Genomic DNA, 22833 nt, shown 5'->3' with positions numbered 1-22833 from the left:
CGGATGCCGACGGACAGTCGACGTGTACCCACTGCGATCACGGATAGAGGAAAGATGAGCGAGAACCTTCCCGGCGGCGCCCTCACCCCCGCTGACGGCCTCACCCTGAGCCGAATGGGCTACGGGGCGATGCAGTTGGCTGGCCCAGGTGTCTTCGGCCCGCCCCGCGACCGCAAGGAGGCACTGGCCGTGCTCCGCGAGGCCGTCGACCTGGGCGTCCGGCACATCGACACCAGCGACTTCTACGGGCCCGTGGTGGTCAACGATCTGATCCGTGAGGCGCTGTTCCCGTACCCCGAGGATCTGCACCTGGTCACCAAGGTCGGCGCGCGACGCGGCGCCGACGGCTCCTGGATCATGTCGTTGGAGCCGAAGGACCTCAAGGCCCAGGTCCGGGAAAACCTCGATCACCTCGGCTTGGACGTCCTCGACGTGGTCAACCTGCGGGTGGGCTCGGCGCACGGCCCCGAAGACGCACCCATCACTGAGCAGTTCGGCGCCTTAGCGGAGCTGCGCGAGCAGGGCCTCATCCGGCACCTCGGGCTCAGCACCGTCACCTCCGCCCAGCTCACCGAGGCCCAGGCCATCGCGCCGGTGGTCACCGTGCAGAACCTCTACAACCTCGCCAACCGGCAGGACGACGCCCTGGTCGACAGGTGCGCGGAGGAGAACATCGCGTTCGCGGCGTACTTCCCGCTCGGCGGGTTCACGCCGTTGCAGTCCGACACGCTCGACGGCGTGGCCGCCCGGCTGGGTGCCTCACCGCAGCAGGTCGCCCTCGCCTGGCTGCTCCAGCGGTCCCCCACCACCGTGCTGATCCCCGGCACCTCCAGCGTGGCGCACCTGCGGGAGAACATGGCGGCGGCCGACCTGAAGCTGCCGGCCGACGCGATCGCGGAGTTGGACGCGCTCAGCTCCTAGTGCTGGTGCGGTCGGTTGCGAATGAGGGTGAGCGCGAGCACGGCGGTGACCAGGAAGACGATGCCGTTGATCCGCAACCCGGCCTGGACACCGGAGGTCAGTGCCTCGGCGATCGCCGCCCGGACCGGGTCGGGCAGCGGCTGGTCGCCGTTGGCGCCGGAGGCCACCGCCGCCTGCACGGCGGTACTGGTGGGTTCGCCGACCTGGTGCGCGGCGAGCCGGTCCGGCAGGTCGGCCACCATCGTGGTGGTGAGGAGCGTGCCGAGCACTGACGAGCCGAGCACCGAGCCGACCTGCCGGGCGGCGTTGACCGCCCCCGAGGCCATGCCGGCCTGGGCGGGCGCGACGCTGGCCAGCGCCGCCGCCGTCGCCGGGGCGACCACCAGCCCGCTGGCCGCCCCGAACAACGCGAACAACGCCCAGCGGTGACCGAACGACGTGGTCGGCCCCTGGTTCGCCAGAGCGAAGCTCGCCACCGCACCGAGGACCAGGCCGAGGGTCAACGGCGCTTTGAATCCGGTACGACGGATCGCGCGCCCGGCACCGAAGGCGACCAGCACGTAGGCGCCGAACAGCACCAGCATCCGCCAGCCGGTGTCCAGCGGGCTGAGCGCCTGGGCACGTTCGTGGAAGAGGACCATCAGGATCGCCACGCCGGTGAAACCGAACAGCGACACCGCGCCGACGACCATGACAGCGCTGAACGACGCGGACCGGAACAGCCGTACGTCGAGCATTGGCGCGCTGGTCCGCAGCTCGACCAGCACGAACGCGACAAGCGCGACGACCGCGACGACCCAGGCCGCCGACACCACCGGGTTGGTGTAGCCGACCTTGCCACCCTGGATCAGCGCGTAGACGGCGGCCGCGATGGCGACGGTGCCCAGCAGCAGGCCGGGCACGTCGAGACGGGCGGCGCTCGGCCGGGACTCGGCCACCCCGACGACGGCGACGACGAGGGTGATCAGGCCCAGCGCGATGGTCGACAGGTAGACGCTGTGCCACTGGTAGTGCCGTAGCAGGGTGCCAGCGATCAGCGGGCCGATCGCGAGCCCGATGCCGGACGCCGCCGACCACGCGGTGATGACCTCGGTCCGTCGGTGCGGGTCGGTGAAGGTCGCGCCGAGGATCGCCAGGCTGTTCGGCAGGATCAGTGCCCCACCGAGGCCGGCGACCAACTGCCCGGCGATCACCCACGCGACGCTCGGAGCGCCGGCCACGACGGCTGCGCCCAGGATCATCGCGACGACCCCGGCACCGAACATGCGCTTACGCCCGTAGCGGCTGCCCAGGGTTGCCGCGGACAGCACGACGCTCGCCACCATCAGGGTGTAGGCGCTGGGGATCCAGACCAGAGTGGTGGGGTCGACCCGCAGGTCCCGCTGGATCGTGGTCAACGCGGAGACCGTCGCGGTGATCTGCAGGAACGTGATCATCGCGCCCAGGCACATGGCGATCAGGGTCACCGGGCGGGAGCCGCGGAAGGCTGAGCGGGCGGTGGCGGCCGCTCCGGACGGGGTCGGGGCCGTGGTGCTGGTGGTCACTGAAGATCCTTCAGGCTGAATGGTCTGACTTCCGTAGGCGGAAGTCAGCACGACCCAGTGAAGCACCTGGCTAGCCCTCACGCAAGTCAGGTACGCTGGAGGGCATGGAGGACCTACGAGACGATCGCGACTCCTGGACGAGCGAGAACTGCTCGGTGGCCCGGGCGATGGACATCGTGGGCAGCAGGTCGACGGTCCTGATCATGCGCGAGGCCCTGCTCGGCACGCGCCGCTTCGACGACTTCGTCCGCCGGGTCGGCGTCGGCGAGCCCGCCATGGCCGCCCGACTCAAGGAGATGGTCAGCGCCGGGCTGCTCGAACGATTCCCCTACCGGGAGCCGGGGCAGCGCACCCGCCACGAGTACCAACTCACCCACAAGGGCCGCGAACTCCTGCCCGTCATCACCGCACTGCGCAACTGGGGCGACACCTGGGCCGCCACCGACACCGGCCCGCCCATCGTCGCCACCCACCACGACTGCGGCGAGCCGGTCCGCGCGGTGCTCCGCTGCGCCGCCGGCCACGAGATAGCGGACGGCGACATCGACATCATCGCCGGCCCGGGCCTCGTCCGGCGCGACTGACCCTCCGGGCCACGACCGGGCCGGCCTGCGGCGGGCGCTGCCCGCCAACTCCACGTCGGGTGCCGCCAAGTCGATCGATCATGGTGACTGAAAGTGTCGTACACCTGTTCTAGCCTCGGGTCATGGTCGAGGAGTTGGCGCAGGCGGATGACGCGGTCGCCGCCTGCGTCGACGCCCCCGCCTGGCCGCTCCCGGAACATGACCTGATCGCCGCGCTCGACGCCGCGCACCGCCTTCAGCAACGCCTCGCCGCCGTCACCCTCACCCTCATCCACGAGATCGACGGCCGCGGCACCGCCCGCACCCAAGGAGCCTCCTCCACCGCGGTCTGGCTCCGCGAACGCCTCCGGCTGACCGTTCCCGCCGCCCGCCGCCTGATCGACCTCGCCACCGCCCTCGACACCGGCAACCCCGGCATCCGACAAGCGCTGGCTGATGGTGCCATCAGCCAAGACCAGGCCCGGGTCATCGCCGACACTGTCGACACCGTGAGCACGTCGGCCGACGCCGAGACCGCCGACAAAGCGGTAGGTGTGCTCGTCGGCTGGGCCGCACAGTTCGACCCCACCCACCTGCGCAAGCTCGGCACCCGCATCCTCGACCACGTCGCCCCCGACATCGCCGACGCCGCCGCCCAAGCCGCCCTCGACGCCGAAGCACGCCGCGCCACCCGCGACCGACACCTCACGTTGTCCGAGCAGACCGACGGTCGCCTGCGGCTCACCGGCACCCTCGACGCCGAAACCGCCAGCCTGCTCCGCGCCGCCATCGACCCGCTGAGCGCATCCTCCGGGCCCGACGACCAGCGTTCCGCCGGGCAACGTCGCCACGACGCCCTCGCCGACCTCTGCCGGCTCACCCTGCGCACCACCGAACTACCCGAGCACGGCGGCGACCCCGCCCAGATCGTCGTCACCACCAGCTACGACGGGCTGACGCGACAACTGAGCAGCGGCGCTCTCGACACCGGCCTCGGCCTCACACCCGAGGCCGTGCGTCGGCTGGCCTGCGACGCGACCCTGCTGCCCGCCGTCCTCGGCGGCACCGGCCAGGTCCTCGACGTCGGCCGACAACGCCGCCTCATCACTGGCCCACTGCGCCGCGCCCTCGTGCTGCGCGACCGAGGCTGTGCGTTCCCCGGCTGCGACCGACCACCGCGCTGGTGCCACGCCCACCACATCCACCACTGGGCCGACGGCGGCACCACCAACCTGGCAAACGCCGTCCTGCTCTGCGGCCACCACCACCGACACCTGCACCACAGCGACTGGACCGTCCACCTCGGCGGCGACGGCCACCCCGAATTCGTGCCACCCGCCTGGCTCGACCCCGAACAACTCCCCCGCCGCAACCACTACCACCGACGAACGTAGGAACAGCCAGCCGAGAACGATCACCCCTCAAGCCGGCCAACCACATCCGCACTCGGGTCACAGTGAGGGGACTTGATCTCGGCGGCCGGGCCGGCCGTGACACGCCCCTCGGCCGGGCCGCCCTGCGCCAATGCCGCGACCTCGTCCCGGCCTGAACCGGCCTGAACCGGCCTGACGGATGGTGCGGGTGGGGGACCGCCCGGTAGGTCTCCGGAGGTCTGCGGCATTACCGGCTCGGTCGCCGCGCCGGGTGCCGCGCAACAGCGGGTGCCGCGCAACAGCGGCCCGCCCGGTGTCAGCGGACGATCCGCACCACCTGTTCGGCCTGGGCGAATTCGCAGTTCGCCCCCGGACAGGCGGAGATCGACGCCAGCAGCAGCGCCTCGCCGGTGCGGAACGGAACGCCAGCGACATCGGCCGGGAAGAACGGAGACAACGGCTGCGCCTGACCGGTACAAATCCAGGCAGGGTACTGCGGTTCGGACGCGTAGGCGATGCGGTTGCCGACCGCCTGGGTGATTCTGGCACGCACCTCGCCGGAGGCGCCCTCGTCACAGGTCACCACGTAGTCCAGGCGCACACCGGCGCCCTTGGCCACCAGGGTCACCGAGCTGATCTGGAGGGTGGGGGTGGCGGCGGCCGCCGGAGCGGCGCCAACGAGCACGAGCATCGGCAGCACGAGGGCCAGGGTCATCGCGGTCAAGCGGCGGGTGGCGGGCCGCCGCCGGAACCTGGCCGGCGGCCCGCCACCCGCGGATCAGAGAACGATCTGGTGTACCCGGTCGTCCACGCCGCGTACCGCCAGCCAGGCGCTGCCGTTGGCACCGGCGGCGGCGCCGGGCGCACCCCGGAACGCGTCGGTGGCGAACTCACCGCGTCGGAACCAGCCGCCCCAGGCCCCGTCGGCCAGGTTGCGCTGCCAGAGCTGGTTGTCGGCGGCCAGCGCGAACAGGTAGACCCGGCCGGAGGTGGCGAGCAGTGTCGGGCTGCCGCTGGTGGTGCCGCCCAGGTTGGTCCAGGCCGACCAGGTGGTGCCGGTCCGGCTGCTCCACCACACCTCGTCGGTGCGGCTGCGTACCGCCACGTGCAGCACACCGGCGTCGTCGACGACAGCGCTCGGCCGACCGTAGAACGGCCGGTTCTCGGGAGCACCGACGCCCGTCCAGCCGGCGCTCGGCGTACGCGACCAGAGCTTGCCGTCGGCGCCGCGGGCGACCATCGTCCACTGCGTCGGGCTGCTCCAGGCCACAGTTGGCGCGTCGGTCAGCATGCCGCCGAGGCTGCGCCACGGTTCCCAACTGCCGGCCACGTAACTGCGCTGCCAGGCGGCGTTGTCGGTGCCGCGGACGAAGACGTCGAGCCGCCCGTCGGCGGAGCCGTACGCCGCTGGCTGGCCGAGGATCCGGCCGCCGACCGGGCCGCCGAGCGAGGTCCACCGGCTCCCCCAGGTCGTACCGGTGCGGGTGTTGACGGCCAGCGCACCGGAAGCGTCGCGGACGAAGGCGGTGGCGTGCGTGTCGTCCACCCGGACCAGCGCCGGGCTGGCGCTCGCGGTGCCACCGAGGTCGGCGCCGGCGACCTGGTCGGTGCCGGTCAGGCCGAGCATGGCCACCCCGTGCGCCGGCACCTCGACGGTGTACGAGCCGGTGAACGGCTGCGCGCCGGGGGTGCCCGGCTGGGCGTCCACTGTGGAGCGGGACCACAGGTCACGGACCTTTACCGACCCGCCGAGGGCGACGTCGGCGAAGTTCACGGTGATCTGCTGGGCGGTGTCGTGCCGATTGAGCAGCGCGACCGCCCGCTTGCCGGATCCGGCGAGCACCTTGCTCCAGACCTGCGCGTCGGTGCCGGTGTCGGCGACCTTGACGCCCTGCCGGACCAGTGGGTCCTGGTCCACCGCGATGACTTCCGGGTTGGTCAGCGCCGAGATCATCTCCTTCGGCAGGCCGCGCGGGTCGGAGCCGATCACCAGCGGCGCGGCCATGATGGCCCACATGCCGAGCTGCGTCTTCGACTCGTCCAGGCTCAACTCGTACCCGCCGTCGGGCAGCGGGCGCATCGGCAGCAGGTAGTCCGGGTCGTTGTAGTGCCCCGGTCCGGTGGCCGCCGGGTGGTACGCGTTGACGTCCATGTTGCGCAACACCCACGGGTACGCCCACTGCGGGGTCGGGTCGGTGAGCCCCACGTCGGTGTAGGTCCGCCAGGAGTCGGCGATGGTGGGCGCGTACGTGTAGCTCCAGGTGGAGAGCTGCTCCGGGGTGTACGGGCCGCCGCCCCAGTCCGAGCTGACCGGGTTGCAGATGTTGAGCAGCATCGGCCGGGGCGACTGGCGTACCGCGTCGGCCAACTCCCGGAAGGTGGTCTCCGGGTCGAGGCCGGCGGCCCGGCCGCAGAGCCAGTCGGCCTTCAGCGCGTCGAAGCCCCAGCCGGCGAACTGGGCGATGTCCGTCCGGTAATGGCCGTTGCTGCCGAGCCCACACTGCCCCGGCAGGTACGGGCCGGCGTCGGTGTACATGCCGGCCTTCATCCCCTTGCTGTGGATGTACGCGGCCAGCGCGGCCATCCCACCGGGGAAGCGGGCCGGGTCGGCGACGAGGTTGCCGGCCTCGTTGCGCGGGGTGGGCGCCGCCCAGTTGCCGTCGATCCAGACGTAGGTGTAGCCGGCGTCGCGCAGGCCACTGTTGACCATGTGGTCGGTGACCGACCGTACTTCGGCCTCGGTGGGATCGCCACCGAGACCGAAGTAGGTGTTCCAGCCCTGGTAGGGCGTCGGGGCGAGCCCGCTGTTGAAGAAGGTCGGCGCGCCCTGGTCCTCCGCGCCGGTGGCCGCCGGGGCGTGGCCGGGGTGACCGGGATGGCCGGGCCCGTGGCCGGCTTGCGGTGGGTCGGCGTGGGGTGGGCCGGCCATCGCCGGCATCGGGCTGGCCAGGCCCAGGCCGAGCACGGCCAGGGCAGCGGTCAGCTGTCGGTTCAGGCGCATGGAGGTACTCCTGTCCCTCGGGGGTGGGGGTGGTGGTGCTCCGATCTCAGTCGCGGGTCAGCACGATGAGGTCGGCGTCGTGGGTCGCGCTCCACCGCACGGGCAGGCCGACGGTGGCGAGGTGGCTGCCGGAGTAGTGCCGATCGCCGTGCGAGTAGCGGGCCGTCGGGTCGAGGCCGCGCAGGGGCAACCGGACCGGGCGGGACGGAAGCAGCCCGGCCCCGTCGAGCCGGCCGGTGTGCCAGGCCAGCACGACCACCCGGTTCTCGTCCGGCGCGGTGTACTGCACCGCACAGCGGGCCTGGTCGGGGCCGCCGATCAGGTGCACCTCGCCGTGCGTGACGACGTCCCGGATCTCCTTGTAGCGGGCGATCCAGCCGGCCGCCTCGACCCGCTGGGCCGGGGTCCACGCCCGGATGTCCGCGCCGATGCCGAGCACACCTGCCATCGCCAGGACGAACCGGAACGCCAGCGACCGGGGGCGACTGTCGAACAGGCCGGGCGCGTCGGTGACCCAGGAGCTGAGCAGGTGCGGGGCGTTGGCGTGCAGGAAGCCGTACTGGATGGCCAGCCGGTCCAGCGGGCCGGTGTTGTCGCTGGGCCAGAAGACGTCCGCCCGGGCGGCCATCGCCAGGTCGGTCCTGGCGCCCCCGCCGGCGCAAGCCTCGATCAGCACCCCTGGGTGGTCCCGGCGCAACCGCTCGTAGATCCGGTGCAGGTTGGCGACGTGCGCACCGTCCAGGTCGAGCGGGCCCATCCCGCCGGACCGGCCCGGCTCGGTACGCGGCCGGTTGAAGTCCCACTTCAGGTAGTCGATGTCGTACCGGCGCAGCAGGCCGTCGACTGTGGAGTGGACGAACTCGGCGACCTCCGGCCGACCCAGGTCGAGCAGGTACTGGTTGCGGACCGGTGTGAGGGGCCGCCCGTCGACGGAGTAGACCCAGTCCGGGTGCTCGGCGTACAGGGAGGACTTCGGGTTGACGCACTCCGGTTCGACCCAGAGCCCGAAGTTCAGCCCGAGCGCGCGGACGTCGGCGATGAACGCGTCGAACCCGGCCGGGAACTTCGCCGGGTCGGGCGTCCAGTCGCCCAGCCCGGCGGTGTCGTCGTTGCGGCCGACGAACCAGCCGTCGTCCACGACGAACGTCTCCACGCCCAGCTCGGCGGCGATCCGGGCGAGCACGAGCTGGCTCTGTGCCTCGACGGCGAAGTACGTCGCCTCCCAGGAGTTGTAGAGCACCGGGCGTCCGGTGAGCCGCTCCCCGGCCAACAATCGCTGGTGGGTGTGCCAGACCCGGGCCAGCCCGTCCAGGCCGTCCGGGCTGTACGCCCCGGTGACCACCGGCAGGGTCAGCCGCTCGCCCGCGGCCACCTCCAGCGGGCCGTCGACCAGCTGACGGCCGACCCGTACCCGGGTCAGGCCGCCGGTGTCCCGCTCGGCGCTGATCTCCCACGAGCCGGTCCAGGCCAGAGCCATACCCCACGCCGGGCCGGCCGGCTCTGCGGTGTCGCGCACGGCCAGCCAGGGCACGTGCAGATGCCCGGGTACGCCCTGGGAGCTGCCGATGCTGAACGTGCCGTGGCCCAGCTCGACGTGGGCGAGCTGGAACTCCTGCGACCACTGCCCCCACTGGTGGCTGAGCAGCGCGCCGTGCGGCGTCGGTACGCAGAACCCGCCCGATCCGGCCCGGACCACCCGCAGCGCGTCGGTGCCGTCGTTGGTCAGCTCGACCCACCGCTGCACCACGTCGGAGCCGACGGGCACCCGGTAGTGCACTGTGGCACGCAGCCCGGTGACCGGGTCGGCGAACTCGACGGCCAGCTCCCGCTGGTCGGCGTCGATCCGCGCGTCGGTGTGCACGAAGCCCACCCGGCGCTGCCCGTTCGAGGTCTCGATCACCAGGTCGGCGCCTGTGAACGGGCGGTCGGCGTCGGTGGCGTACTCGATGGGGGCCGCGTCCCCGGCGGTGAGGAACGGGACCGGGCCGTCGTAGGCGACCGGAGAGGGCCCGTCGGAGACGCCGTGCGGCCCCCACGCGACAAGTTCCAGCCAGCGACCGTGCGCGGGCACCCGCACTGCGTACTCGGTGTGCGTGCCCCGCAGCGTCCAGCGCTGCCCGGCCTCGGCGGTCACTTGACCGCTCCGAGCGCCAGGCCGGAGACGAAGTGTCGCTGGAAGCGGAGGAACACCGCGACGGTGGGGACGGCCGCGATGACCGTACCGGCGGCGATGACGTTCCAGGACGAGACGAACTGTCCCTGGAGGGCGAGCAACGCCGGGGTGACCGGCATGTTGTCATCGGTACGCAGCACGGTGATCGCCCAGAGCAGGTCGTTGAAGATCCAGGTGAAGGAGAGCGCCCCGAGAGCGGCCAGCGCGGGTCGGGTCAGCGGCAGCATCACCTTCGTGAAGATCTGCGCCGTGCCGGCACCGTCGATGGTGGCCGCCTCCTGGATCTCACCCGGCAGGTCCCGCATGAAGCCGTGCAGGACGAAGGTGTAGAAGCCGAGCCCGAAGCCGACCTGCACCGCGATCAACGCCCAGAGCGTGTCGTACAGGCCGGTGAGCTCACTGAACTTGGCCACCGGGATGAGCAGGATCTGCGGTGGGAGCAGGTTGCCGGCAAGCATCAGCAGCAGGATCGTCCGCCGGCCGGGGATCCGGAAACGGCTCAGCGCGAACGCGGCCATCGCGGCCAGCCCCAGGCTCAACGCCACCGACGGGACGGTGACCAGCATGCTGTTGATCAAAGCGCGCAGCTCGCCGCCGTCGGTCCACGCCTGCCGGTAGGTGTCCAGTGTGAAGGAGTGGGGCAGGCTGCCCACGCCGTGTGCGGCGATGTCGTCGAACGACCGGGTGGACATCACCACCACCCAGAGCACCGGGCCCAGCCAGAGCAGCGAGAGCAGGATCATGCCGGTGTGGAAGGCCCCGGTACGGAGCTTGTTCATGACGCTTCCTCCCGGAACGCGCGGACCAGGTAGCCGAGGATGACGGCCAGCGCGAGCACGAAGATCACGACAGCGATCGCCGAGGCGTAGCCCAGCCGCAGGCTCTGGAACGCTGTCGAGTACATGTAGGTGCTGAGCAGCTCCGACGAGTGGTACGGCCCGCCCTTGGTCAGCGACCAGACGATGTCGAACGAGCGCAGCGAGTCGATCACGATGACCGACAGCACTACCGCGTTGACTCCCTTCATCTGCGGGATGGTGACGTGCCGCAGCCGCTGCCAGGAGTTGGCGCCGTCCATCCGGGCCGCCTCGTGCAGCGCCGGGTCGATCGCCTTCAACCCGGCCAGGAACAGCACCATCACGTACCCGATCTGCCGCCACAGCGCGGGCAGGATCACCGCGTACAGGGCGGTCTGCGGGTCGGCGAGCCAGGGCCGGATCAGGTGCTCCAGGCCGACCGCCCGCAGCAGCGTGTCGGCGATGCCGTCGGGCTGGTAGAAGACCCGCCAGACCAGCGCGGTCACCACGAGTGAGAACACCACAGGGGTGAACAGCGCGGCCCGGTAGAAGCCGACACCGCGCCGCTCCTTCTGCAGGACGAGCGCCATCCCGAAGCCGCCCAGCACGGAGAGGCCACCGAAGAGCACCAGCCAGATCACCGTGTTGACAAGCGCACCCCGGAAGGTGGCGTCGCCGGCCAGCTCGACGTAGTTGTCGGTGCCGACGAAGGTCGGCGGTGTCATCCCGTCCCAGCGGGTGAGGGAGAACCAGAAGCCCTGGATCGCCGGCCAGAACACCCAGACGCTCTCGACCGCGAACGGCACGAGGACGAACGCCACCAGCAGCGGCGACAGTCGAGCCGACCGTCGCCGCCGCCGGGTGGGGGTGACCGAAGTCGTGGAGATCGTTGCTGTCACGTCAGCCCTTGAAGACCTTCTCGGCGCCGGCCTGCCACTCCCGCAGGATCGCGTCGATCTGGTCCGGCTTGTCGATGAACTTGGTGAGCGCGGTGTCCGCGGTCGGCTGGAGTGCGTCGCTGGAGTCGCGGTTGAAGAACTGGGTCAACTCCTTGGCCTCGTTCAGCATCGCCTTGCCCTTGACCACCAGCGGCGAGTCCGACGCCTTGGCCTTGGGGTTGGCCGGCAGCACGATGCCGGAGCTGGCCTTGACGTACGCCTCCTGGGCCTCGACCCCGGAGAGGTAGCTGAGCAGGGCCTTGGTGCCGGCCGGGTTGGCGGTCTTCGCGCTGGCGAAGAAGCCGTCGGTCGGCGCCTCCTCGGCCAGCGGCACCGCCGGGTCGATGATCGGGAACCGGAAGAAGTCCAGGTCACCGAGCGCGTCCTTGGGTGCCGCGTCGGCGAAGAACGTGCCGATCAGGAACATGCCGGTCTTGCCGGCCAGCAGCGCTGTGGTCGCCTCCTGGAACGGGTACGCCTTGCCCTTGGGATCGAAGTAGGGCAGTGCCTCGCGCCAGCGGGTGAAGACCGCCTTGACCTTCGGGTCGTCGAAGCGCTGCTTGCCGGCGAGCAGCTCGCGGTGGAACGGCGCGCCGTTGATCCGGATGTTGAGGTAGTCGAACCAGGCCGAGGCCACCCACGGGGTGTCGCCGAGGCCGATGCCGATCGGCGGGACGCCCTTGCTCTTCAGGGTCTCGCAGAGGGCCAGGAACTCGGTCCAGGTCTTCGGCTCCTGTACGCCCCACTTCGCGAAGTTGGACTTGCGGTAGAAGAAGCCCCACCAGTAGTTGTTCATCGGCACGAAGATCTGCTTGCCGCTGGCGTCGGTGGAGAGGGTGCGCAGCGACTCGGGGTAGTCGTCCAGCGACTTCCAGACCTCGGAGACGTCCAGCAGCAGGTTCTTGCTGGCGTAGTCGTTGGCGACCGAGCCCGCGTACCAGGTGTAGAGGTCCGGCGGGTTGGCCGAGGTCAGGTAGGTCGGCAGCTGGGTCCGGAAGGTCTCCGAGGCGATCGTGTTGAGGCTCGCCGTGCCCTTGCCCTGCGCGTTGAAGGTCTCGATCAGCTTCTCCATCGCGGCCTTGGCCTGCGGCGAGGAGAGGTTGGACTGGATGGTGACCGCGCCCGAGCCATTGCTCGTCGTCGGCCCGCTGGCGGAGCTGGCGCACGCGCTGAGGAACGAGCTGGCGCCGAGCGCGCCCAGGCCGGCGAGCCCGAGGTGGCCAAGGAATCGCCGGCGACCGGGGTCGAAGTCGCTCACGGAGGTATCCCTTCCTTTACGACACTCAGCGTCACCACGCGATGTGTCGTCCATGTGAATGCTGTGACGAGAAGGTTGCATCGGCCGTCGCCGACTGTCAAGATATCTTCGTAATTAATGATTAGAAGAGACCAAGGCGAGGGTCAGGTGGATCAGCCTATGCGCCGGCTTGAGGGCAAGAACGCGCTGGTCACCGGCGCGATGGGCGGGATCGGCGCGGCCACCGCCCGGCGGCTCGCCGCCGAGGGGGCAGCTGTCGCGCTGCTCGACGTGGCCGACACGGCCCCGCTTGCCGAGGAACTGACAGCGCGAGGCGACCGTGCACTGTCCGTAGTGGGCGATGTCAGCGACGAGGCCGACTGGACGGCCGCCGTGCGCGCCGTACGGGACCGCCTCGGCCCGGTCGACATCCTGGTCAGCACCGCGTACGCCGTGCGGGTCGCCCCGGCCCACGAGACCAGCCGACAGTCCTGGGACCACCAGCTCGGCGTCAGCCTCACCGGCTCGTTCCTCGGCGTCCGCGCCTGCCTGGACGACCTGCGGGCACGCTCGGGCGCGGTGGTGCTGATCTCCTCGGTGCACGCGCTGGTCGGGTTGCCCGGCCGGCCCGCGTACGCCGCTGCCAAGGGTGGCCTGCTCGCGCTCGGCCGCCAACTCGCCGTGGAGTACGGCCCGCAGGTCCGGGTCAACACCGTGCTGCCCGGGCCGATCCTCACCGCCGCCTGGGCCGACGTGTCCGAAGAGGACCGGCAGCAGAGCATCGCGGAGACCGTCGCCAAGCGCTTCGGCACACCGGACGAGGTGGCCGCCACTGTCGCCTTCCTCGCCTCGCCGGACGCCGCCTACATCACCGGCGCGAGCCTCGTGGTGGACGGTGGCTGGACAGCGGTGAAAGCCTCGGCCTGAGAGATCGATACCGACCAGCGAAAAGGCCAGGAGCATTGGCACAGTACGCACGCCGCGGCGTCCACGGGCAGACCGTCGAAGCGATCGCCCGTCGCATCCTCACCGGCGAGATCGCCGCCGGCGCGACCCTGAACATCGTCGCGTTGCAGGAGGAGTTCGACGTCAGTCTCACGGCGCTCCGCGAGGCGCTGAAGGTTCTCTCGGCCAAGGGCATCGTCGACGCCCGGCAGAAGCGCGGCACCTTCGTCCGACCTCGCGCGGACTGGAACCTGCTCGACGGTGACGTGATCCGCTGGCAGTTCGCCGAGGGCACCGACCAGCGGTTGCTCGACCAACTGCACGAGGTGCGCGCCATCATCGAGCCCGCCGCCGCACGGCTGGCCGCCACCCGCGCCACCGAGGACGACCTGATCGCCCTCGACCGGGCACTTGCCGAGATGGCCCACGCCAACGGTGATCCCGCCGCCGCCATCGCCGCCGACCTCGCCTTCCACCGCGCGCTACTCACCGCCACCCACAACGAGCTGCTGGAGCGGATGGAGGTGGTGATGGAGACCGGGCTCGCCGAACGGGACCGTCTGGTGCACGGCGGCACCCCGCACGACGACCCGGTGCCCAGCCACCGCGCGGTGGTCGACGCGCTGCGCGACCGGGACGAGACGGCGGCCGAGACCGCGATGCGTCAGTTGCTGGACAAGGCCGTCCGCGACGTCGAGAAGGTACGGGGACGAAGGGGCAGTCAGTGAAGATCGAGCGGATCGAGACCTTCCTGGTCGCGCCACGGTGGTTGTTCTGCCGGGTGGAGACCGACGACGGGCTGGTCGGGTGGGGTGAACCGGTGGTCGAGGGCCGCGCCGAGGTGGTGCGCAGCGCCGTCGAGGTGCTCTCCGAATACCTGATCGGTGCGGACCCCCTGCGCATCGAGCAGCACTGGCAGGTGCTCACCAAGGGCGGCTTCTACCGGGGCGGCCCGATCCTCTCCAGCGCGGTCGCCGGCCTCGACCAGGCGCTCTGGGACATCGCCGGGCAGGCGTACGGCGCACCGGTGCACGCGCTGCTCGGCGGGCCGGTGCGCGACCGGGTACGGATCTACTCGTGGATCGGCGGGGACGAGCCCGGCGAGGTGGCCGACGCCGCCGCCGCCCAGGTCGCCGCCGGCCTCACCGGGGTCAAGATGAACGCCTGCGGGCGGCTCTCGCCGATCCCCACCTCGGCCGAGGTGGACGAGGTCGTCGGCCGGGTGGCCGCCGCCCGCGAGGTGCTCGGCCCCGACCGGGACATCGCTGTGGACTTCCACGGTCGCGCCGGAATGGCAGCGGTCCGCCGGATCCTGCCCGAGCTGGCCGCCCTGCGCCCGTTCTTCGTGGAGGAGCCGGTCCTGCCCGATCAGGCTCACCACCTGCGCGACATCGTGGCCAGCACGCCGATCCCGGTGGCCACCGGCGAGCGGCTCTACGGTCGCTCCGAGTTTCTCGGCCCGTTGCAGGCCGGGGTCGCCGTGGTCCAACCGGACCTGTCGCACGCCGGTGGGATCTCCGAGGTCCGCCGGATCGCCGCGCTGGCCGAGACGTACGGCGCGCTACTCGCCCCGCACTGCCCGCTCGGCCCGATCTCCCTGGCGGCCAGCCTCCAGGTGGCCTTCGCGACACCGAACTTCCTGATCCAGGAGCAGAGCATCGGCATCCACTACAACGCCGGCTCGGAGTTGCTGGACTACCTGGTCGACCCGGAGCCGTTCCGGTTCGTGGACGGGCACATCGCCCGCCTCGACCGGCCCGGGTTGGGCATCACCGTCGACGAGTCGGCCGTCCGCAAGGCCGCCCAGACCCCACACGCCTGGCGCAACCCGGTCTGGCAGCACGCCGACGGGTCGTTCGCCGAGTGGTGACCGGCGCGCGGCCGGTGGCGCTGCGGGTGGCGTACGACGCGGCGCACGGCGGCCGGTGGACGAGTCTGCGCGGCGGCGGCCGGGAGTGGCTCTGGCGCGGCCCGGAACCCGGCCGGCACGAGGTACGCCCCGACGACGCGTTCGTCGACGCCGGCGGTCTGGAGGAGTGCCTGCCCACAGTGCGCGGCGAGCCCGACCACGGCGAGGTGTGGTCGCGGCCGTGGCGCAGCGCCGGCCCCGGCACCGTTGTCATCGAGCGGCCGACGTTCACAGTCGACCGCCGGATCACCGACTCCGGCGGAGTGGTGGTGGCCGACTACCGGCTGGCCGCCGACCCCGGGCACCGGTTCGTGTGGGCCGCGCACGCCCTGCTGGACCTCTCCCCCGCCGCCCGCCTCGACGCGCCCGCCGGCACCCCGACCCGGCTGCACCCGGAGGCCGCCGCGCTCCTGCCGCCGGGCAGCTGGCCTCCCGACGCGCCGTGGTTGACCGGGCCATGGCCGGCCCCCGCCGGGCTGACCCTTGACACGTTCGGCAGGAACGACGGGACCGCGCTCGGCGCGGTGCTGCTCGACTGCGCCCGGGTCCAGGTGATCGACGGCGCCGACCGGCTGACCATGGAGCTGGAGTGCGCGGGCCAGCCCCGCAGCACCGCGCTCTGGCGCAACCTGGGCGGCTGGCCGGTCGACGGCCCCTACCGCAGCGTCGGCGTCGAACCGATGCTCGGCGCGGCCTTCGACCTGGCCGACGCCGGCCCCGACGACGCGGCGGTCGTCCCGCCCACCGGCGAGGTCACCTGGCGACTCACCATCTCCGCCCACCGCATCCCCTGAGGACACCGTGATGAACCTGCTCGACGAGCTGCGTACCCATCGACTGCTGGCCATCGTGCGCGGCCCGGACCCGGCCGCCGCGCTGGCCGCCGTGCTCACAGTGGCCGAGAGCGGCGTCGCCCTGGTCGAGGTCTCGTTGACAAGCGCCGACGCGCTCGGCATCCTGCGCCGCGCCCGGGCCGCTCTCGGGCCCGACTTCGCCCTGGGCGCGGGCACCGTGCTCAGCGCCGAGGACGCCCGCGCGGCGGCCGACGCGGGCGCCGGTTTCCTGGTCACCCCGGCGATCGCACCGAGCCTCGCCGAGGGTGGCCGGCTCGGTCTGCCGGTGCTCGCCGGTGCCCTCACCCCCACCGAGGTGGTTCAGGCCACCGACGGTGGGGCCGCCGCGATCAAGCTCTTCCCGGCCTCCCTCGGCGGACCCGACTACCTCGGCGCCCTGCGCGACCCGTTCCCCGGTACCGCGTTCGTGCCGGTCGGTGGGGTCGACGCGGACAGCGCGCGGCGCTACCTCGACCGGGGCGCGACAGCAATCGGCGTCGGTTCCCCGCTGCTCGGCGACGCCGTCCGAGGCGGCGAGCCGGCGGCGTTGCGCGAGCGCGTCGCCGCCTTCCTCGCGGCGGTCCGGCCGTGACCGACCTGCTCACGCTCGGCGAGACGATGGCGGCGTTCCGCACCACCGGCCCACTGCGGCTGGGCGGCACCGCCGGGATCTCGGTCGCCGGCTCCGAGTCGAACGTGGCGATCGGCCTGGCCCGGCTCGGCCACCAGGCCGCCTGGGTCGGTGTCACAGGCGCCGACGAGCCCGGCGAGCTGGTCCGCCGTACGCTGCGCGCCGAGGGCGTCGACCTGACCTGGTCCCGGGTCGACGCGACAGCCCCGACCGGGCTGATCCTCTTCGAGAACCGGGTCGCCGACATCAACCGGGTCACCTATTACCGCTCCGGGTCGGCCGGCTCCCGGCTGGGCCCGGCCGACGTGACCAGGGCCTTCGACGCGCCCGGGTCACCACCGCGGCTGCTGCACATCACCGGCATCACCTGCGCGCTCGGCGTCGAGCCGTACCAGGCGGTGGTGGAGGCCGTGCGGCGCGCCCGCGCGGCCGGCGCCACGATCTGCCTGGACGTCAACCACCGCAGCCGGCTCTGGTCGGTCGCGGAGGCCGCCGCCGCGCTGCGCCCACTACTGCCCTCGATCGACCTGGTGATCGCCTCCGACGACGAGTTGGCCGTGCTGACCGACGCGACCGACCCGGCCCCGGCGCTACTCTCGGCCGGGGTCACCGAGGTCGTGGTCAAACACGGCGCCGGTGGGGCGACAAGCCACAGCGCGAACGGCACGATCCACCGTCCGGCCCGGACGGTGCCGGTGGTGGACACCGTGGGCGCGGGCGACGCCTTCGTCGCCGGGCTGCTCTCCGGCTGGCTCGACGGCGTCGACGCCCCGACCCGACTGGACCGGGCCGTCACCACCGGCGCGTTCGCTGTCGCCACCCGGGGCGACTGGGAGGGCCTGCCCGATCGGGCCGAGCTGGCGCTGCTCGACCACGGCCCCGGCGGTACGGTCCGCTGACGATCCTTTGGAGGAGCACCATGGAGCTGACCGAGCCGACCGTCTGGAGCACCGACCGACTGGAGTTGGGTGAGGGCCTGCGCTGGGTCGACGACCGGCTGGTCCTCGTCGACCTGCTGGCCGGGCGACTGTTGGAAACCGACGGCGACGCCCCGACCCCACTGCGGGAGCTGCGCCGCCTCGACGTGCCACTCGGTGCTGTCGCCCCGGTGGTCGACCGACCCGGCGAATGGCTGGCCGCCGCCGGGACCGGCGTCACGGTGCTGCCCGCCACCGGCGACCCCCGACCGGTCGCCGAGCTGGTCGCCGACGCGCCCGAGCCGACCCGGATGAACGACGCGGTCGCCGACCCGCACGGCCGCTTCTGGGCCGGCAGCATGACGTACGCGATGGTGCCCGGCGGGGGCACGCTGTTCCGCCTCACCCCGGGCGCCGAGCCGGTCCCCGCGGTGACCGGGCTGACCATCCCGAACGGGCCGGCGTTCGACGCGGACGGCACCACCATGTACCTGGCCGACACCCCGCGGGGCGAGATCGACAGGTTCACCGTCGACCCCGCCACCGGAGACCTGCACGGGCGGGAGCCGTTCCTGAGGCTCACCCCCGCCGACGGCGGCCCGGACGGCATGACGCTCGACGCGGCCGGTCACCTCTGGATCGCGCTGTGGGGCGGCTCCGCGGTACGCCGCTACCGGCCCGACGGCACCCTCGACCGGGAGATCCGGCTGCCGGCCAAGCAACCGGCAGGCATCTGCCTGGGCGGCCCGGACCTGCGGCGACTATTCATCGGCACCGCCCGGGTGGGGCTGGACACGGCGGGCCCGCAGGACGGCGCGCTCCTCGCGGTCGACGTCGCGGTGCCCGGCCTGCCCGCCGCGCGCGCCGGCGCGCCAGCGAGCTGACCGGAGGCATATCGGACGCCAGGGCGGGAACAACCGCACCGAAGCGTCGTAACAGCCGACCGGTAGGGAGCGAGCCGATGAGCACCGTGGGACGGACGTCATGAACGGGCCGGTCGGCGACGAGCCGATGGGCGAGCTGGAGCTGGTGCACACCTTCACCGGCCCGATGCCGACCGGGGTGAGCGTCTCGCACCGGGGGCGGATCTTCGTCAACTTCCCGAAGTGGGGCGACGAGGTGCCGGCCACAGTCGTCGAGCTGCGCGACGGCCAGGAGATGCCCTACCCCGACCAGGCGTGGAACGACCCGTCCGGCGACGACGACGCTGGCGCGTTCGTCTCGGTGCAGAGCATCGTGGTGGATCCGGCCGACCGGCTCTGGGTGCTCGACACCGGCAGCCCGATGTTCCAGCCCACGAAGCCGGGCGGCCCGAAGCTGGTCCGGATCGACCTGGACACCGACACGGTCGCCCAGGTGATCACCTTCCCGGCGGACGTGGCGCTACCGACGACGTACCTCAACGACGTCCGCTTCGACCTGCGGCGAGGCGAGTCGGGCGTTGCCTACATCACCGACTCGGCGGCTTCCGGGCCGAACGGGATCATCGTGGTCGACCTGGCCAGCGGGGCCTCCTGGCGGCGGCTGCACGACCACCCGTCCACCAAGGCGGAGCCGCTGACGACGTTCCGCCCGGTGGTCGAGGGCCGACCGTTCCTCGAACGGCCAGCCGACGGGCCACCGAAGCCACTGACCATGGGCTCCGACGGCATCGCCATCTCCGCCGACGGCGACCGGCTCTACTACTGCCCGTTGGCGTCCCGGCGCCTGCACAGCGTCTCCACCGAGGCGCTGGCCGACCCCGGCGTCACGCAGGAGGCGGTCGCCGCGACAGTGGTCGACGAGGGCGAGAAGGGCACCGCCTCGGACGGCTTGGAGAGCGACGACGCGGGGCGGCTCTACCTCACCTCGTACGAGCACAACGCGGTGCTGCGTCGACTGCCGGACGGCGAGTACGAAACCCTGGTGCACGACCCGCGACTGCTCTGGCCGGACACCATGTCGGTGGCCACCGACGGATACCTCTACGTCACCGCCAACCAACTGCACCGGCAGCCGCAGTACCAGCGCGGCAAGGACCTGCGACGCAAGCCGTACGCGCTGTTCCGCACCCGCATCGACGCCGGCCCGGTGCTGCTCCGCCCCTGAGCGGGTGACGCTGTCGCCGTGCTCAGGTCGGCAGGGTGCGGTCCAGGAGGTCGAACAGGGCGGCCCAGTGACGCTCGGTGGCCTGCTCGTCGTACGCCGGCGTGTCGGCCATGGTGTAGCCGTGGTGGGCGCCGGTGTACACCTCGGAGCGGTAGCGCACCCCGGCGGCGTCGAGCGCCTTCTCCAGCGTGGCGATCTGCTCCGGCGTCATCGACTGGTCGGCGTCGGCGTGCCCGAAGTACACCTCGCCGGTGATCGCGTCGACGCCCAGGTGCGGGCTGTCCGGCGCCTCGGTGACGATCCGCCCGCCGTGGAAGCTGGCGACGGCCGCGATGCGGTCCGGGTGCGCCTCGATGGCCCTCAGCGCGTTGGTGCCGCCCATGCAGTATCCGGTGATGGCGACCGGGCCCGGCCGGACGTCGTCGCGGGCGGCCAGGAAGTCGAGGAACGCGGCCGTGTCCCGGCTGATCACCTCGGGGGTCAACGCGCCAACCAGCGGCATGATCTTCTCGAAGAGCGCGCCGCGCTGGTCGGCCTCGCCGAGGCGGGACAGGTCGAACAGCGGTGCCCGACCGGCCCGGTAGAACAGGTGGGGCGTCAGCACCAGGTAGCCCCGGGCGGCGATCCGCTCGGCCATCTCGACCAGGCGCGGGCGCGGCCCGAAGGCGTCCATGAAGAGCAGCACCGCCGGGAAGGGACCGTCGCCGTCCGGCCTGGTCAGCGATGCGTCCGCGACTCCGTCGCCGGTCGGGATGTCCACCGTCGTCGTCTGCACTGTGCCTCCTCGTACGCCGATCTTGGTCCGTTCGGAACGTTACTCGCCGTGTCGGCGCACCCGGCGGGCAGCCGCGTGAACGCGGCGTCAAGAAAGGCCGTTGCCGGTGGCGTCGGTCAGGCGCGCACGAAGCGCACCGCGTCCGCGACCACGAAGCCGTTGGTGTCTTCGGTACGGATCAGCACGCTGCCGTCGGTGCCCGCCGTGAACGGGTAGGTGCCCAGCGCCATCCACTGGCCGCCGGCCTGCCGCTGGTCCACCGTCCGGGTGATCAACCCCCCGGAGTACGCGATGTCCACAGGCACGTTTGTCGCCCGGTTCGGGTCCGCGGTCCAGCGCAACTGCACGGTCCACGACCCGGAGGTGGGCAATGAAGGGCGGAACCGCAGTCGGTTGACGCCCTTGGCGGTGTTGCCGTCGTGCTCGTAGTCGGGGCCGTAGTAGCCGCCGATGCTGGTGCTGCGCAGCCACGTCCCGGCCCGGGTGATCCCGCTGGTCGACGCGTTGTCCAGGATCACCTCGCTGGTGGAACCCCACTCCAGCACGGCGCCGTCCTGGCGTAGCCGGGCCTGGAGGGCGGGCACGGTGACGGCCTGCACGGCGAGGTTCCCGGTGAGCGCCAGGGACGCCGCGGTGGCCGCCGCCTGGCCGAGGATCATGAACACGGGTTCCATCCGGATCGAGCCATACGCGATGTGGCTCGCCGAGAGGCAGACCGGCACCACCAGGTTGGCGCACTGGGCCTGGTGGGGAACGATCGCGCGGTAGCTCACCGGGTACGGCGCCGGCACGCCGATCTGCACGTCCCCCTCGTTGCGCACCTTGCCGTCGACGACCACCCGCTGACAGTTGTGCGAGTCCATCGTGTAGCTGGCCAGGCCCACCGAGTCGGTGGCGCGTACCCGGCCCCGACAGTCGGCCTCGGTCATCACGTAGGCGGAGACCATCCGGCGTGCCTCGCGGATGTAGAGCATCGGCGGCCAGCCGCCGGTGGTGGTGAACTCGTCGACGGGCAGCCCCCACCGGGCCGTCGAGTCGCGGACCGATGCCGGCAGTCGGGGGTCGTTGGCCAGGAACCACATCAGCCCCTGCTGATAGGTGCGGTGCTCGGCGATGATGCTCTCCCGCGCGGCCCAACTCGCCGTCGGGTACGCGTAGTTGAAGCCGATGTTGTCGGTGGAGACGGCACCGTTGTTGTTGGAGTCGGTCTTGCCGCCGCCGATCGAGTGGGTGGTGAAGTACGGCCCGGTGTAGCCGGCCTTGATGTGCCGCAGCAGCAGCTCGTAGCGGATCGGGTCGTAGCCGGACGGTTTGCCGAACGGGATCCGGTTGGCGGCCTGGGTCAGGCACATCCGGAAGCAGTACGCCTGGATCTTGTCGTCGCCGCTGCCCTGCGGGGCGAGTGGGGCGGCGGAGATGCCCGGCAGCAGGCCGCTGGCGGGCGAGCCGGCCGTGACGTACGGGTCGATCGGGTACGCGAACTGGTGGGTGTTGCGTGACTGCACCCCGTTGATCGTCTCGCCGTAGGTGTCGTTGGACTCCCGCCCGACGGTGAACCCCACTCCGGCCGTGGCCAGCAGATCGCCCTCGTAGGTGGCGTCGACGAACACCCCGCCCCGGTAGATCGACCCGTCCTCGGTGCGCAGCTCGGTGATCCGGTCGCCGGTGCGACCGATGCCGGCCAGCCGGGCGTCGATGACCACCGGGACGCCCGCCTCGGCCAGCATCTCGGCGAAGACTGTGGCGGCGACGTGCGGTTCGAAGGTCATTCGCAGCGGCGACGTCGGCGTGAGGGTTCCGCCGTGGTACTTCACGTACACCCGGCGGTAGAACTCGGCGGCCAGCCCACCGATGGACGCCTGGACGCCGGTGTCGGTGGCGCCCAGCCCGGCGGTGCTCAGCCCACCGACGTGGCTCGTCGGCTCCACCACCACTGCGGTGCGGCCGAGCCGGCGCATGGTGATCGCGGCGGCCAACCCTCCGGAGGTGGCGCCGTAGACGACCAGGTCGGCGGTGGTGACGGCGGCTCGGGCGGGGCCGGCCCGGAACGGGTCGGTGAGACCGGCCAGGACGAGGCCGGCGCCGCCGGCGGTCAGCAGCCGACGACGGGACAGGTGCAGAGACACGGCGGGCTCCCGAGGGGTAACCGGTGAGGGGGACGGTTACAGAAGCACGCCGCTGCCGCTGC

At 71.9% G+C, this 22833-nt stretch carries 20 protein-coding genes; 11 read left to right on the top strand and 9 right to left on the bottom strand.

What is annotated here, in order from left to right:
* Nucleotides 1-54: 54 nt before the first annotated feature.
* Nucleotides 55-921 (top strand): oxidoreductase, encoded by an 867-nt coding sequence (locus KBX71_RS24645; RefSeq protein ID WP_210820272.1) that lies wholly within the window; start codon nucleotides 55-57, stop codon nucleotides 919-921.
* Here the strand turns inward: KBX71_RS24645 and KBX71_RS24640 are convergent.
* Nucleotides 918-2465 (bottom strand): MFS transporter, encoded by a 1548-nt coding sequence (locus KBX71_RS24640; RefSeq protein WP_307847290.1) that lies wholly within the window; start codon nucleotides 2463-2465, stop codon nucleotides 918-920. The genes KBX71_RS24645 and KBX71_RS24640 overlap by 4 nt on opposite strands.
* Before the next feature lie 104 nt (nucleotides 2466-2569).
* Between KBX71_RS24640 and KBX71_RS24635 the strand changes: the two genes are divergently transcribed.
* Both KBX71_RS24635 and KBX71_RS24630 read left to right on the top strand, forming a co-directional pair.
* Nucleotides 2570-3049, top strand: coding sequence for a helix-turn-helix domain-containing protein (locus KBX71_RS24635; RefSeq protein ID WP_210820270.1), 480 nt, complete (start codon nucleotides 2570-2572; stop codon nucleotides 3047-3049).
* 122 nt (nucleotides 3050-3171) lie between these two features.
* Nucleotides 3172-4422 (top strand): HNH endonuclease signature motif containing protein, encoded by a 1251-nt coding sequence (locus tag KBX71_RS24630; protein WP_210820269.1) that lies wholly within the window; start codon nucleotides 3172-3174, stop codon nucleotides 4420-4422.
* A gap of 295 nt (nucleotides 4423-4717) precedes the next feature.
* Here KBX71_RS24630 and KBX71_RS24625 read toward each other — a convergent pair whose 3' ends face one another.
* The 6 genes from KBX71_RS24625 to KBX71_RS24600 form a co-directional block, all read right to left on the bottom strand.
* The gene (locus KBX71_RS24625; RefSeq protein ID WP_210820268.1) at nucleotides 4718-5116 is read right to left on the bottom strand and encodes a hypothetical protein; all 399 of its coding nucleotides are present in this window, start codon (nucleotides 5114-5116) and stop codon (nucleotides 4718-4720) included.
* Between the two features lie 63 nt (nucleotides 5117-5179).
* Entirely contained in the window at nucleotides 5180-7402 is a 2223-nt protein-coding gene (locus KBX71_RS24620; protein WP_210820267.1) for a glycoside hydrolase family 27 protein, read from the bottom strand.
* A 46-nt stretch (nucleotides 7403-7448) separates the two neighbouring features.
* Nucleotides 7449-9536, bottom strand: a complete 2088-nt coding sequence (locus tag KBX71_RS24615) for an alpha-galactosidase (RefSeq protein ID WP_210820266.1) — start codon at nucleotides 9534-9536, stop codon at nucleotides 7449-7451.
* On the bottom strand, nucleotides 9533-10354 hold the full coding sequence (locus KBX71_RS24610; protein WP_210820265.1) for a carbohydrate ABC transporter permease: 822 nt from the start codon (nucleotides 10352-10354) through the stop codon (nucleotides 9533-9535). The genes KBX71_RS24615 and KBX71_RS24610 overlap by 4 nt, the downstream gene beginning before the upstream one ends.
* Complete coding sequence (locus tag KBX71_RS24605; RefSeq protein ID WP_210820264.1) at nucleotides 10351-11271, bottom strand: carbohydrate ABC transporter permease; 921 nt, start codon at nucleotides 11269-11271, stop codon at nucleotides 10351-10353. The genes KBX71_RS24610 and KBX71_RS24605 overlap by 4 nt, the downstream gene beginning before the upstream one ends.
* 1 nt (nucleotide 11272) lies before the next feature.
* Complete coding sequence (locus tag KBX71_RS24600) at nucleotides 11273-12568, bottom strand: extracellular solute-binding protein (protein WP_210820263.1); 1296 nt, start codon at nucleotides 12566-12568, stop codon at nucleotides 11273-11275.
* Nucleotides 12569-12727: 159 nt separating this feature from the next.
* Between KBX71_RS24600 and KBX71_RS24595 the strand changes: the two genes are divergently transcribed.
* The 8 genes from KBX71_RS24595 to KBX71_RS24560 all read left to right on the top strand — a co-directional run bounded on the left by KBX71_RS24595 (nucleotide 12728) and on the right by KBX71_RS24560 (nucleotide 19870).
* The gene (locus KBX71_RS24595) at nucleotides 12728-13474 is read left to right on the top strand and encodes an SDR family NAD(P)-dependent oxidoreductase (RefSeq protein ID WP_210820262.1); all 747 of its coding nucleotides are present in this window, start codon (nucleotides 12728-12730) and stop codon (nucleotides 13472-13474) included.
* Nucleotides 13475-13509: 35 nt separating this feature from the next.
* The gene (locus KBX71_RS24590; protein WP_124818433.1) at nucleotides 13510-14220 is read left to right on the top strand and encodes a FadR/GntR family transcriptional regulator; all 711 of its coding nucleotides are present in this window, start codon (nucleotides 13510-13512) and stop codon (nucleotides 14218-14220) included.
* Nucleotides 14217-15362 carry a galactonate dehydratase gene (dgoD, locus tag KBX71_RS24585; protein ID WP_196928571.1) on the top strand — a complete coding sequence of 382 codons (1146 nt, stop codon included), beginning with the start codon at nucleotides 14217-14219 and terminating at the stop codon, nucleotides 15360-15362. Before KBX71_RS24590 ends, dgoD begins: the two co-directional genes overlap by 4 nt.
* Nucleotides 15356-16195, top strand: a complete 840-nt coding sequence (locus tag KBX71_RS24580; protein WP_210820261.1) for a hypothetical protein — start codon at nucleotides 15356-15358, stop codon at nucleotides 16193-16195. Before dgoD ends, KBX71_RS24580 begins: the two co-directional genes overlap by 7 nt.
* A gap of 10 nt (nucleotides 16196-16205) precedes the next feature.
* Nucleotides 16206-16826 (top strand): bifunctional 4-hydroxy-2-oxoglutarate aldolase/2-dehydro-3-deoxy-phosphogluconate aldolase, encoded by a 621-nt coding sequence (locus KBX71_RS24575; protein ID WP_210820260.1) that lies wholly within the window; start codon nucleotides 16206-16208, stop codon nucleotides 16824-16826.
* Nucleotides 16823-17764 carry a sugar kinase gene (locus tag KBX71_RS24570; RefSeq protein WP_210820259.1) on the top strand — a complete coding sequence of 314 codons (942 nt, stop codon included), beginning with the start codon at nucleotides 16823-16825 and terminating at the stop codon, nucleotides 17762-17764. The genes KBX71_RS24575 and KBX71_RS24570 overlap by 4 nt, the downstream gene beginning before the upstream one ends.
* Before the next feature lie 20 nt (nucleotides 17765-17784).
* Complete coding sequence (locus tag KBX71_RS24565; RefSeq protein WP_210820258.1) at nucleotides 17785-18666, top strand: SMP-30/gluconolactonase/LRE family protein; 882 nt, start codon at nucleotides 17785-17787, stop codon at nucleotides 18664-18666.
* Between the two features lie 100 nt (nucleotides 18667-18766).
* A complete protein-coding gene (locus KBX71_RS24560) occupies nucleotides 18767-19870 on the top strand; it encodes an L-dopachrome tautomerase-related protein (protein ID WP_210820257.1) in 1104 nt (367 codons plus the stop codon).
* 22 nt (nucleotides 19871-19892) lie between these two features.
* On the opposite strand, the gene KBX71_RS24555 is transcribed toward KBX71_RS24560, so the two are convergent.
* Both KBX71_RS24555 and KBX71_RS24550 read right to left on the bottom strand, forming a co-directional pair.
* Complete coding sequence (locus KBX71_RS24555) at nucleotides 19893-20645, bottom strand: dienelactone hydrolase family protein (RefSeq protein ID WP_210820256.1); 753 nt, start codon at nucleotides 20643-20645, stop codon at nucleotides 19893-19895.
* 116 nt (nucleotides 20646-20761) lie between these two features.
* Nucleotides 20762-22771 carry an FAD-dependent oxidoreductase gene (locus KBX71_RS24550; RefSeq protein ID WP_210820255.1) on the bottom strand — a complete coding sequence of 670 codons (2010 nt, stop codon included), beginning with the start codon at nucleotides 22769-22771 and terminating at the stop codon, nucleotides 20762-20764.
* Between the last annotated feature and the right edge of the window lie 62 nt (nucleotides 22772-22833).

Source organism: Micromonospora sp. D93 (assembly GCF_018070365.1).
Classification (GTDB): domain Bacteria; phylum Actinomycetota; class Actinomycetes; order Mycobacteriales; family Micromonosporaceae; genus Micromonospora; species Micromonospora ureilytica.
The sequence above is the reverse complement of the archived record's forward strand: the minus strand, read 5'-3'. Positions and strand labels throughout refer to the sequence as shown.